Source organism: Duganella zoogloeoides (genome assembly GCF_034479515.1).
GTDB lineage: Bacteria > Pseudomonadota > Gammaproteobacteria > Burkholderiales > Burkholderiaceae_D > Rugamonas > Rugamonas zoogloeoides.
In genome coordinates, this window is record NZ_CP140152.1 from 1502261 (window position 1) to 1514627 (window position 12367).

General features: G+C 63.0%; 12 protein-coding genes. 5 read left to right on the forward strand and 7 right to left on the reverse strand.

Going from position 1 to position 12367, the window contains the following annotated elements; all coding sequences use genetic code 11:
- Positions 1-179: 179 nt before the first annotated feature.
- Genes SR858_RS06585 through SR858_RS06595 form a run of 3 tightly spaced genes read left to right on the forward strand, consistent with a single transcriptional unit; the run spans position 180 to position 2604 of the window.
- The gene (locus SR858_RS06585; RefSeq protein WP_019921949.1) at positions 180-863 is read left to right on the forward strand and encodes a phosphatase PAP2 family protein; all 684 of its coding nucleotides are present in this window, start codon (positions 180-182) and stop codon (positions 861-863) included.
- An 8-nt stretch (positions 864-871) separates the two neighbouring features.
- A complete protein-coding gene (locus SR858_RS06590; RefSeq protein WP_019921950.1) occupies positions 872-1783 on the forward strand; it encodes a diacylglycerol/lipid kinase family protein in 912 nt (303 codons plus the stop codon).
- A 2-nt stretch (positions 1784-1785) separates the two neighbouring features.
- A complete protein-coding gene (locus tag SR858_RS06595) occupies positions 1786-2604 on the forward strand; it encodes a metallophosphoesterase family protein (protein ID WP_019921951.1) in 819 nt (272 codons plus the stop codon).
- A gap of 4 nt (positions 2605-2608) precedes the next feature.
- On the opposite strand, the gene SR858_RS06600 is transcribed toward SR858_RS06595, so the two are convergent.
- Positions 2609-3508, reverse strand: coding sequence for a LysR family transcriptional regulator (locus SR858_RS06600; RefSeq protein ID WP_019921952.1), 900 nt, complete (start codon positions 3506-3508; stop codon positions 2609-2611).
- A gap of 130 nt (positions 3509-3638) precedes the next feature.
- On the opposite strand from SR858_RS06600, the gene SR858_RS06605 reads away from it, so the two are divergent.
- Positions 3639-4388, forward strand: a complete 750-nt coding sequence (locus SR858_RS06605) for an SDR family NAD(P)-dependent oxidoreductase (RefSeq protein ID WP_019921953.1) — start codon at positions 3639-3641, stop codon at positions 4386-4388.
- 82 nt (positions 4389-4470) lie between these two features.
- Here SR858_RS06605 and cls read toward each other — a convergent pair whose 3' ends face one another.
- The 3 genes from cls to SR858_RS06620 all read right to left on the reverse strand — a co-directional run bounded on the left by cls (position 4471) and on the right by SR858_RS06620 (position 9403).
- Positions 4471-5865 (reverse strand): cardiolipin synthase, encoded by a 1395-nt coding sequence (cls, locus tag SR858_RS06610; protein WP_019921954.1) that lies wholly within the window; start codon positions 5863-5865, stop codon positions 4471-4473.
- Positions 5862-7988: a site-specific recombinase gene (locus SR858_RS06615; protein ID WP_019921955.1), complete on the reverse strand. Its 2127-nt coding sequence runs from the start codon at positions 7986-7988 to the stop codon at positions 5862-5864. The genes cls and SR858_RS06615 overlap by 4 nt, the downstream gene beginning before the upstream one ends.
- 113 nt (positions 7989-8101) lie before the next feature.
- Entirely contained in the window at positions 8102-9403 is a 1302-nt protein-coding gene (locus SR858_RS06620; protein WP_019921956.1) for an acetyl-CoA hydrolase/transferase family protein, read from the reverse strand.
- Between the two features lie 139 nt (positions 9404-9542).
- Here SR858_RS06620 and SR858_RS06625 point away from each other — a divergent pair, with 139 nt between their 5' ends.
- Positions 9543-10619 (forward strand): porin, encoded by a 1077-nt coding sequence (locus SR858_RS06625; protein ID WP_019921957.1) that lies wholly within the window; start codon positions 9543-9545, stop codon positions 10617-10619.
- Here the strand turns inward: SR858_RS06625 and SR858_RS06630 are convergent.
- The 3 genes from SR858_RS06630 to SR858_RS06640 all read right to left on the reverse strand — a co-directional run bounded on the left by SR858_RS06630 (position 10616) and on the right by SR858_RS06640 (position 12196).
- On the reverse strand, positions 10616-11152 hold the full coding sequence (locus SR858_RS06630; protein WP_019921958.1) for a DUF3617 domain-containing protein: 537 nt from the start codon (positions 11150-11152) through the stop codon (positions 10616-10618). The genes SR858_RS06625 and SR858_RS06630 overlap by 4 nt on opposite strands.
- Before the next feature lie 76 nt (positions 11153-11228).
- A complete protein-coding gene (locus SR858_RS06635; protein ID WP_019921959.1) occupies positions 11229-11375 on the reverse strand; it encodes a lmo0937 family membrane protein in 147 nt (48 codons plus the stop codon).
- Between the two features lie 164 nt (positions 11376-11539).
- Positions 11540-12196, reverse strand: a complete 657-nt coding sequence (locus SR858_RS06640; RefSeq protein ID WP_019921960.1) for a glycine zipper 2TM domain-containing protein — start codon at positions 12194-12196, stop codon at positions 11540-11542.
- Positions 12197-12367: the final 171 nt, after the last annotated feature.

Genomic DNA, 12367 nt, shown 5'->3' on the forward strand with positions numbered 1-12367 from the left:
TCCTTTAGGGCGATGTGTTTAACGAGGAGTTCAGAATAGCATAAGTACTGTATGGATAAACAGGTACTGTTTAAATAAACAGTAAATTTGTTGTTTTGTGATTTTTACGCCAGCTTCTACGGCGACCTATGCGGAGGCACCAAATTTTTAGCAAAATATTACGTTTCATGGGGGCAAGATTGACTCCCGGCGGCCAGTTCGGCCTGCACATGACCCTGGGCGTGCTGATCATGATCGTCGCGGTCGCCGTCTTCGGCAACATCGCCGACGAGGTCACCGACCAGGACGCTATTACCGTGTTGGACGTGCACATCGCTAATTGGTTCAACACCCACCACGTTGAGCCCTACACCAGCTTCCTGCTGTTTATCTCCTTCGTTCACAAGGTGGGCGGCATGATCCTGCTGGTGGCCGCTTTCGGCTATTACCTGTGGCGCCGCCGGCAGCGCTACTGGCTGCTGGCGCTGGGCGTTACCGTCCTGCCGGGCATGATCCTCAATGTGGTGCTCAAGCAGGTGTTCCAGCGCAGCCGGCCGCTGTTCGAGGAGCCGCTGGTCACGCTGTCCACCTACAGCTTCCCCAGCGGCCACACGGCGGCGGCGACGCTGTTCTACGGCGTGCTGGCGTGTTACATCATGATCGCCTGCAAGGGCTGGAGTGTGCGCTTGGCAACAGCGGCGTTCTGCGTGGTGATGATATTCTTGGTGGCATTCAGTCGCGTGTACCTCGGCGCGCACTATTTGAGCGATGTGCTGGCAGCGATGGCGAGCAGCGCGGCCTGGCTGGCGGTATGTATCACGGCCATTTCCACGCTGCGCCGCCGCAGCGAAGCGCGCTCGCTTGCTGCCAACGGAACTATGTAAGGAACTGCGTGCTCAATTCGATCGTCGTCATCATCAACGCCAGTGCCGGCCTCGGTTACTGCGGCGGCTGGTCCGCCGCGCTGGCGGAAAAATTCCGCCGCCACGGTGTCGAACCGGAAATATTATTGGCCAAGAGCGGCGAGGAAATGATCAACCGCGCCCGCCAGGCGGTTGCCGACAAGGTCACAGTGGTCGTGGCGGGCGGGGGCGATGGCACCATCAACTGCGTGGCCTCGCAACTGGTGGGCAGCGACACCCACCTGGGCGTGCTGGCGCTCGGTACCCTCAACCACTTTGCCAAGGACCTCAACATCCCGCTCGATCTCGACGAGGCGGTGGCCCACGCTGTCACCGGCAAGCCATTGCGGGTGGACGTGGGCGAGGTAAACGGGCGCATCTTCCTCAACAATTCCAGCCTCGGCATTTACCCGGACCTGGTGCGCGACCGCGAGCAGCAGCAGAAAAAACTCGGGCGCAGCAAGTGGCATGCGTTCGGCCGCGCGCTGTTCGTGGTGCTGCGGCGCTTTCCGTTCATGCGCGTGCGGCTCACCATCAATGGCGAGGAACACCTGCGGCGTACGCCCTTCGTTTTCATCGGCAACAATGAGTACTTGCAGGGTCTCACCATCGGCGAGCGCGAGCGGCTCGACAGCGGCAAGCTGGTGATGTACGTGGCGCAAAAGCCCACCCGGCTGGCGCTGTTTCGCTACGCCATCCACGCGCTGTTCAACCGCCTGTCAGAGGCGCGAGATTTCGACGTGCTGACCGCTGCCGAACTGGAAATCGATACCCGCCACCGTCACCTGCGCGTGGCCACCGATGGCGAAGTGACGGAAATGAAGCCGCCGCTCAAGTACCGCTCGCGCGCCGGCGCGCTGAGCGTGATCGCGCCCGGCCGCACCATCACCAGGGGGAGCTAGCCATGCGCACCATCGTTCATTTGTCGGACCTGCATTTCGGCCGCGTCGACCAGCAGTTGCTCGAACCGCTGCGCGCGCTGGTGGCATCGCTGGCGCCCGATGTGCTGGTGGTGTCCGGCGACCTGACCCAGCGCGCCAAGACCGAAGAGTTCATTGCCGCGCGCGCTTTCCTGGACACCTTGCCAGGCCCGCAAATCGTCGTCCCCGGCAACCACGACATCCCGCTCTACAACGTCGCCAGCCGTTTCCTGACGCCGCTGCGCAGGTACCTGCGCTACGTCACGCTCGATCTCACGCCCGAGTATGTCGATGACGAGATCGCCGTGCTGGGCCTGAACACGGCGCGCTCGCTCACCATCAAGGACGGCCGCGTGAATCCTGAGCAGGTGGCGCTGATCCGCCAGCGCATGAGCGCCGTGCCGAAAGACGTTACCCGCATCGTGGTCACGCACCACCCGTTCGACTTGCCGCAAACCTTCGACAAGGACGACCTGGTCAACCGCGCGCCGATGGCGATGCGGGCGTTTGCCGAGTGCGGTGTCGATCTGCTGCTGGCCGGCCATTTCCACGCCAGCAGCGCGGGCCTGAGCACCGACCGCTACAAGCTGCCCGGCTATGCGGCGCTGGTGGTGCAGGCCGGCACGGCCACGTCCACCCGGGGCCGGGGCGAGTCCAACTCGTTCAACGTGATTCGCGTACATAGCGACAAGATCGAAGTGGTGCGCTACAGCTGGGTCGATGGCACGGCCACGTTCGAGCCGGCGCAGACCGAGATCTTCGAGCGCATCGGCGAGGCCTGGCATACCACGGCGGTGGCCTGAGACTTCAAACAATGGCCACGCCATTGAGTCCCGGCGTTGCGGCAAACAGCGCCGCAATAAAATCGATGAACACGGTCGCGCGCCGGGGCACCATGGTTTGCGTCGGATACACGGCATTGAGCGGCGCGGGCGGGCCGGCATGGTCGCTGAGCACGGCGCGCAACTGGCCGCTGCGCAACTGCTCGGCCACCATCCAGGACGGCAGGTAGCCGATCCCGACATCTTCCAGCACGGCGCGCCGGATGCCTTCCAGGCTGTTCAGGCGCAGCCGTCCCGCCACCGCCACCTCGCCGTTCTTGAACGGCCAGCCGCCACTGCTGGCCATCAAGGTGTACACCAGGCACTGATGTTGCAGCAGGTCGGCCGGCACCACCGGTGTGCCGTACCGCGCCAGGTAGGCGGCGCTGGCCACGCAAATGCGCTGCGACGTGCCAACCCGGCGCGCGCGCAGCGCGCTGTCCTTGAGCACACCACCACGCAGCGCAACGTCGATGCCTTCCGCCACCAGGTCGACATAACCGTCGTTGAGCCGCAGGTCGATTTCAACGTCGGGGTACTGCGCCAGAAAGGCCGGCAAGGCGCCGATGATTTTCTCCGTTCCGAGGTTCGGCGTGCAGGTCACGCGCAGCAGCCCGTGCGGGCGCTGCAGGCCACGGGCATCGGCCTCGGCTTCGGCAATCACGTCGAGCGCCTGGCGCGCCTGCGTGTAATAACGCTGGCCTTCCGGGGTGGCCACCATGTGGCGCGTGGAGCGGTGCAGCAGGCGGGTGGACAGCGTCTTCTCCAGCGAGGCGATATGGCGGCTGACGTTCGGTTGTCCGATACCGAGCTCGCGCGCCACGGCTGAAAAGCTGCCGGTTTCCACCGCGCGGACAAAGCAGTGCATCCACAGTAATTTATCCATTCCAGCACTCTCCATTTCGCCATTCATGCAGCAGGAGCATAGCTGATATGAGCGCAGCCTGTCTTCCGGGCGCGTGCTTTGCGCTGCACACTTGCCTTGCGGTTCCCCTACAACTTCCAAGGAAAACAACATGAAACTTGCAGAAAAAGTCGCAGTGATCACCGGTGGCACCACCGGCATCGGCTTGGCCATGGCCAAACGCTTCGCCAGCGAAGGCGCCCATGTGTACATCACCGGCCGCCGCCAGCCCGAGCTCGACGCGGCGGTGCAGGCGATCGGCGCCGGCGCGCAGGGCATGCGCGTCGATTCCGCCGACCAGGCGCAGTTGCAGTCGCTGTTCGACCGCGTGCGCGCGCAGCACGGCAAGCTCGACGTACTGGTTGCCAATGCCGGCGGCGGCTCGCTGCTGCCGCTGGGCCAGATCACCGCAGCACACTTCGACGACACGTTCGGCCGCAACGTCAAGGGCACGCTGTTCACCGTGCAGACCGCGCTGCCTTTACTGGGACAGGGTTCGTCGGTAATCCTGACCGGTTCGACCGCAGCGAGCGGCGGCACCGAGGCCTTCAGCGTGTATGCAGCATCAAAGGCGGCCGTGCGCGCGTTCGCCCGCAACTGGATTCTCGACCTGAAAGGCCGTGGCATCCGCGTGAACACCCTCAGTCCCGGCCCGACCAGGACCGCTGGCCTGGTGGAACTGGTGGGCACCGACGCCGCGCAGCAGCAGGGCTTCCTCGACCACCTGGCAGGCCTGATACCGTCGGGCCGCGTGGGCGAGCCGGACGAGATCGCCAAAGCCGCGGTGTTCCTGGCCTCGGACGACGCCAGTTTCGTCAACGGCATCGAACTGTTTGTCGATGGCGGCCAGCGGCAGATCTAGCGTTTAACTGGCCGGACTGGGTCGAATAGCTAACTGCGATGGCGGCCAGACGCAGCTGGTGCGGGTGCCCCTGGCGGGACTTTTACAGCCAGTAATTGGTCCACTGCGCCGCCCACTCCTGCACGCGGTCCAGCCATGGCCGGTCGCGCCACTGTTCCAGCGTGATCTGCACCGAGTCGCGGATGTCTTCCTGGAAGGCGCGTTCCATCTCGTTGCCGAATGCCTCGCCGAGCACCACCACGTTCAACTCGCTGTTGTGCAGGAAGCTGCGGGTATCCATGTTGGTGGAGCCGACGGTGGACCATTTGCCGTCGATCACCGCGGTCTTGGCGTGCAGCACGGACAGCTTGAGCTGGTAGATCTTCACGCCCGCTGCGAGCAGTTCATCGTAAAAACTGCGTCCCGCGTGGAACACCAGCCCGCTGTCGGACACCCCCGGCAGCACCAGCTTGACGTCCACACCGCGTTTGGCCGCCGCCTTGAGTGCTTCGACGGTTTGCTTGTCCGGCACGAAGTAGGCGGACGTGATGTGGATGGTCTTTTTCGCTTCCTGCATCGCCAGGTTGTAGGCCTTGAAGATTTCGAACTGGCCGCCCGGGTCGCTGCCGAGCACCCGCACCACCTTGTCGCCGGCGATGATCGGGTTGGGGAAGAAGTCGGCGTCGGTCAGGTCGGCGCGGTCTTGTGCGGTCCATTGGCGCACGAACAGGTACTGGAACGCTTGCACCGCAGGTCCCTCGATCTTGATGTGGGTATCGCGCCAGCCCACGTCGTTTTCACCCTTGGACGATTTGTTACGCGAGCGGAACAGCGAGCTCTTGGAATAGGTGCCGCTGATGTTGATGCCGCCCGTGAACGCAATGCGGCCGTCGACGATCAGCACCTTGCGGTGGTCACGGCTGTTGAGCTTCCAGCTTTCGCCGGACAGCTTGGACGGATTGACGGGATTAAATTCCAGCAGGCTGATGCCGGCGTCGCGCATGCGCTGGAAGAATTCCTTCGGCACGCCGATCGTGCCAACGCTGTCGTAGATGATGTTGACCGCCACGCCGGCCTTGCGCCGCTCGATCAGGGCATCGGCAAACTTCATGCCCATGCCGTCCTGGTCGAAGATATAGGTTTCCAGGTTGATGCTGTTCTTCGCGCCCTCGATGGCCTTGAGCATTTCGCTCATGGTCTGCGGGCCGTCGAACAGCAGCGTGGTCTTGTTGCCGGCGATGAGCGGCACACCGGTGGCCGCTTCCTCGAGCGCGGCCTGCTGTTGCAGGTCCAGCGTGTTTTTCGTGTAGCGCTTGCTGAGCAGCGCCTTGGCGCGCGCGGCGCTCAGTTCGCCATTTTTGCCATGCACGCTGGCCGGTTCGGCGGTGTCGAGCCGGGCGCCCAGTTCATTGACATTGGGCAGCGAAGCGCAAGCGCCCAGCAAACCCCAGCACATCAGGCAGGCGGGAAGCCAGAGTCGCAAGCTGGTCGCTTTCATTTTGGTGTTTTCTCCAGTAACTGCGGTTCATCGAACGTTAATGCGGGGACTGCCCTGGCACCGATGAGGAAAGTCACCGGTCCCTGGAAAAAACGTTTGACCAGCGCCTTGGTCAGGCGCCAGCCATGGGTAAAGCGCACCTGGCGCGAGCGCAGCGCTACCCACAGCGCCAGGCCGAAACTGACCATCAGGTTGACCACGCCAATGGCCAGGAAACCTGCCACCGACGTCACTACTAGTTGCCAGCTGACATGGTAGTCCAGTCCGACCATGGCTGTCGCGAAGTTGGCCGAGGAGAAAGTAACGTGGCGGATATCGAGCGGCAGACCCAGCAGGAAGCCCAGCAGCGGCATCACGCCGAGCATGATGCCGAAGCAGAAGTTCCCCATCAGGCCACCCAGGTTGGTTTCCATGTAGGCGCCGAAGCGTTGCAGACGCGCGGGGCCCAGCAGCCAGCGCAGGCCGCGCAGTTGGGCAATGCGCTGCGCCCAGCGCGTGTACAGCGCCTTGTTGTCGTAGTAGCCCGAGATCAGGCCGGCCAGGAACAGGCACACGCCGGCTACCGCCGCGTACAGCAGGTTGGGGCCGTGGATCGGGTCGATGTCGGCCAGCAGGTGCATGGCCTTGCCTTGCGTGACCAGGTGGTGGCCGGTCAGGTACGGCCAGGCCATGGCGATCAGCCAGGCGGTGGGGATGGCGGTCGCCAGGTTGCCCAGCACGGCCATGATCTGGGTGCGCAAGACCTTGTTGCACAGCTCGGCCATGCTGTCGAGATCGATGTTCTTGCCATCCTTGCTTTGCAGCTCGGCCGCGATGCGCGAGGCGGTCATGGCCGGCTGCTTGGTGGCGACCGTGAAGTGCAGCAGGTGAATGAAGACGAAGCCCAGCGAGTAGTTCATGCTGAACAAAAAGGTTTCAACCAGCGGTGCGGCGCGCAGGTACGAGAACAGGATTTTGAACAGCGCCATGAAGCCGATGATCAGGCCGGCGCCAGCGGCTTGCAGGAACATTCCGAACAGCGCGGTGCGCGATTCGGCCACGTAGTGCTCGCCGGTGTGGCTGGCGTTTTCGGTCACGTTGCGCGCCAGCAGGTTGATGTTGTCGCGCAGCAGGTCGCTCACCATGTACTTGTTGTTGTGCGCCGTGACCAGTTCCAGCGCCAGGTCCACTGCCGCTGCCTTGCGGCGGTCGGGCACTACCTGCTGCGCCACCGGTTGCACGAACTGGGTGTCCGCCGGCGTGGCCATGCCAGCATGGGGCAGGATGGTATTGGCATCGGGCGCCAGCTCGCCGCTGGTATCGACCAGGTACAGCAGCTTGCGCAGGCGGTTGATGCTTTGCGTGAGCGTCACCAGCAAATAGGTCAGGGCAATGCTGGTGCCCTGGCTCAGCGCCTTCTTGCGGATCTTGACCACCACGGTTTCGCACTGGTCGAGCATGACCAGCAGGTGGCGCGCATCTTCCATCGCCACGTCGTCGCCGGCCAGCTTGCGCTTGTACGCGGCCAGGTAGGCGTTCACCTCGATATTCTGGCCTGTGAACGGCGACTCGTAGGTCTCCATCTCGGTATGGAAATTGGTGAGCTTGGGTTCGAGGCCGATCGCGCACACGCGGTAGGACAGGGTCTGGATCGCGTCGAGCAGGCCCGGCAGCATCAGGTTGGAACCCTGGCGCGGCGCGTGGCCGGCGCCGGCGTTGATGACGTCGATCAGGTCGAGCCAGTCGGCGGGGGGCACTGCGCTCATCCAGATGTAGTCGGTGCGCTTGTAGAGCACCTGGTCGATGGCGTCGCTCAGGTATTCGTTGCCCAGCGCGGGCGGCAGGATGCGCGAGGCGATGCGCTGCTTGAATTCGGTGAAAAAGCCGTCGTTGGAGAGCACGCCGATTTCGGTGTACAGGCTGGCATGGCGGCGCGCAGCGAGCAGGTTGCGGGCGTAGCCGCGCAGGGCCAGCGCATGGGCAGGATCGCCCTTCAGTAATTGGGTGAGGGTGCGGACGTTGGCCGTGGCGCGCGCGCCAGCTTCGGAGCCATGGGGACGCTTGGGGCGCAGGGTGGCGAACAACTCGACCATGAGGCCGATATCGTTGCTGTTGGCGTCCAGGCGTTGAAGAATCTCGAGCATGCATCGGGCGGCAAAAGCCGCAGTAAACTAAAAACGAAGTATACCCGCTCGGCTCCGACCCGGTATGTACGCTCTCGAACAGTCATTTCCGGCATGTAATCAAGTTAGTGGTTTCAACACAACATGATGCGGCGCGCGGCCTGGCGCAACTCGTGGCGAAAGTCGGGGTGGGCGATGGCAATCAGGGCCTCGGCGCGCTGGTGGGCGGTCTTGCCGCGCAGCTGGGCCACGCCGTATTCGGTGACCACGTAGTTGACGTCGTTCTTGCCGGTGGTGACATGTGTGCCAGGCGTGAGCGTGGGCACGATGCGCGACACGGTGCCTTCTTTGGCGGTCGAGGGCAGCACGATAAACGCCTTGCCGCCGCGCGAGCGGTTGGCGGCGCGCACGAAATCGACCTGGCCGCCGGTGCCGGAATAGGGCAGGTGGGCCAGGCTCTCGGAACCGCACTGGCCCAGCAGGTCCACTTGCAGGCTGGCGTTGATCGCAACCATGTTGGCGTTTTGCCCGGCCAGGTACGGGTCGTTGGTGAAATTAACAGGATGCATTTCCAGCATGGGATTGTCATGCATGAAGTCGTACAGCCGGCGCGAGCCGAGTGCAAACGTCGCCACCATCTTGCCCGGCATGAAGGTCTTGCGGCTGTTGTTGACCGCGCCGCATTCCACCAGCTTGAGGATGCCGTCGCCGATCATCTCGGTATGCACGCCCAGGTCGTGCTTGCTGGTCAGCTGCATCACCACCGCGTCCGGAATGCCGCCGTAGCCGATCTGCAAAGTGGAGCCGTCGTCGATCAGGTCGGCCACCAGCTTGCCGATCGCTTCCTGCACCGGGCCGATGGCGGGCAGGCCTACTTCGATTACCGGCTCGTCGCTCTCCACCAGCGCGGTGATCTGCGATATGTGGACGATGCAGTTGCCGTGCGCGGTGGGCACGTTGGGATTGACCTCGAGCACAATCACGCGCGCCTTGAGGATGGCCGCCATGGTGTAGTCGGCGCCGAGGCTCAGCGCAAAATTGCCGTATTCGTCCATCGGCGACGCCAGCGAAAACACCACGTCGGCCGGCACCAGGTCGCGCTCGATCAGGCTGGGCAACTCGGAAAAATAGGCGGGGACAAAATCGGCCCAGCCCGCTTGTCCCGCTGCGCGCGAGGCGCCGCCGAAGAACAGCGCCACGTGGCGCACGTGCTGCACGGTGTCGCAATCGAAGTAGCCGTATTTGCGCATGGCCAGGATTTGCGCCACCTTGATGTCGTGAAAACGCCTGCGGTGGTCGGACAGCGCGTGCAGCAGCGACGGCGGTTCGCCGGCCCCGGTGGGCACGATGATGGTGTCGCCATCTGTCAGGCAGTCGAGTGCCTGTTCGGGCGTGCAACGTTTGCTGCCGTAGTGCGAGTGCAAGTGCGCATGCATGGGAGCGGCCTTTCACATGATGAAATGCCACTATAAACCAACTGGCGTTAGAAGTGACTGCTTACGTGGCGGTCCGCACAGAACTATGGCCGGGCGCGGCCTATTATGAAATCACTAATCCACTCTTTCATCGCTCATCATGAAACCGACTATCCTTGCGCTGTCCCTGATCGCGCCCCTGACCGCAGCGGCGCAAACGCCGCCGGTCGAGGTGTATGGTCTGCTCGATGCCGGTGTAGTGGTCGAGCGCGGTTGCCAGGGCGACTGCGCCCGTACCCGCCTCGACAGCGGTGTCGCTTCCGGTTCGCGCCTCGGCATCCGTGGCCGCGAAAGTCTCGGTGGCAGCACGGCTGCCGTGTACACGCTGGAAGCGGGCATCAAGAACGATACCGGCGCCAATGAACATCAAAACAAGCTGTTCGGCCGCCAGGTGTTTGTCGGTCTCGAGGGGCCGCTCGGTGCGGTGACCATGGGCCGCCAGTACAACCTGTTATACGAGGCGCTGACCGACGTGGCCGATCCGTTCCATGGCGGGATGGCCGGCAACGCCGGCAACCTGGTTGGTTACACGACCAAGCGCTATGACAATTCGATCAAGTACAAGTCGCCGCGCAGCCGCAGCGGCCTGATCGGCTCGGTGATTTACAGCTTCGGCGAGTCGCAGTTCAACAGCAAGGTCAACCGCGCGTATGGCGCCACCATCGGGTATGCCAAGGGGCCGGTCAATATCAGCATCACGCACCAGCGCAAAAACAATCTGCTCGAAGCCAATGCCACCACCCCGGCCGTCGACCAGTCGGCGCGCAACTCGCTGGTTGCCGCCAATGTCGATTTCGGCGGCGTGGTGGGCTACGCCGCCTACGGCCACAGCCGTGGTGCCGGCAGCAACCAGTGGGACCAATCGAATCCCTATGGCGCCATGGTACAAACCCTGCCCACCGACCGCAGCCGCGACGCCCTGTTTGGCGTGGCCGTGCCCAGGGGCGCCACCACTTTCCTTGCTTCGTACATCCGCAAGGACGACCAGGGGCTGGCCAACCGCGATGCCGACCAGATCGCCATCGGCGCCAGCTACGCCATGTCCAAGCGCACCGACTTTTATACTGCGCTGGCCAAGATCAAGAATCGCAACGGCGGCAATTACGCAGTTGGCACCGCCACCACGCGTGGTCGCGGCGACCACGCCATCAACATCGGCCTGCGCCACTCATTCTAGGGTTTGGCAGGGCAGGTTGCACTGACCCAGCGGCCGGTCGAGTTGATCTTGACGTCGTGCTGGGCGCCGGTGGCGGTGGTGCTCACATCCATCACCATGGTGTAATTCCGGTCATCCACGAATTTCACGGTTCCCCGTCCGTTCGAGACCGGGTCCTTGCACGTGAACGACACATCGTAGCCGCCTGCGATCGGCGTGCTGGTGGACGTGCATTGTCCTTTCTGATTTAACGGCAATCCCTTTCTGGCCGCCATCTCTGGCGTAACGCAAGCGCGCACGGCGATCGCGCCGTCGGTGCCCACGGTCGGCGACGAGACGCCGTTCTTGGCCAGGAAGGCGTCCATCTGCGCCTTTTGCGCCGGCGGCAGATTGCCCAACTGCTGCATGGCCATGTCCAGCGCAGCGTTGGTCTGGATGTCGGCGGTGGAGACCTTGCTGCTGGTTTCCCACGTGCCCGGCTTGATGGCAGGTGCGGTTTGGGCGTTTGCCGACAGCGCGGCCAAAGCCGTGAGCATGATCGCGATGTGTTTCATGGTGGTCCTTTCAAAATAAAAAAAGCGGCGTACCACCAAGAAGGTGGGACGCCGCCTATTCTAAGCGGGTGACGTACTAGACGCCGCGACCGCTGATCAGGCGCAGCAGCACCATGATGATGGCAACGACCAGCAGCACGTGGATGAAGCCGCCGATGGTGTACGAGGTGACCAGGCCCAGCAGCCACAGGATAAGCAGAACTACAGCGATGGTATAGAGCATGATTCTCTCCTTGGTTATGTTGTGACGTCCGCAGTGGGCATCGAAGCGATGTCGAACTGTTCGTTCGTATCTTGGAATCTATTATCTTTCTATACAGCCCAGGCTTCTGTACGCTGTCCCACGTAAATGATGCACTGCTGTCTTAAAAGCACATTAACCAACAATTAATTTGCAGAACGCAGCTTGCCATCGATGACTTTCACCTCGTCGCCCTCGCGCCAGGCCGGTTGCGTGCTGTGATTGAACGTACGCTTGGTGCCGTTGTCCATGCGCACTGTCACCTGCCAGCTGTGGGTGGTCTTCATGTGACCTTCGATCTGGTTGCCGGCGACGGCGCCACCGACCGCGCCTGCCACGGTGGCCAGTTGACGGCCATGGCCGCCGCCCACCTGGTTACCGAGGATGCCGCCGAGGATGGCGCCGCCGGCCGCGCCCACGCCGCTGCCTTGCGGACGGTGCTCGATGGTGCGGACCGAGGTCACCACGCCACAGTTCTTGCATACGGCTGGAGCAGCCGCTTGCGGCTCGGGAGCCCGCTCAACTGTCCGGTCCGATTCGCGCAGCGGCGCATTGGCCGCAGCCAGTTGCAGCGGCGCTTGCTGGGACTGCTGTGCAGCTAACTGTTGGTTGCCAGCGGGCGCCTGTTCACCCGGTACCAGCTGGCCGGCCACCGCCGGCGGCAGGTCGGCATTGGCGTTGGATTTTGGCAGCCAGCCCATCAGGGCAGCGATGCCGACCGCGCAGAACAGGATGACGGCGACGGCGGCGATCAGCAGCATCGGGTGCAGGCCGGACTTGGGTGTGTGGACGGGAGTATTCATGACGGTTCCTTGGTTTCTTGTTGGTTACTTATCAGTTACTGATAGAAGACTTTAATGTGTTGTATTGCAGTTAATTTGCATTAATGTGCAGCACCGCACATTGTCCCGCCGGGGCGGCTTTGCTTCCGTGCGTCAGCGTACATACTCCCCAAATCATTGCCGTTACGCTAA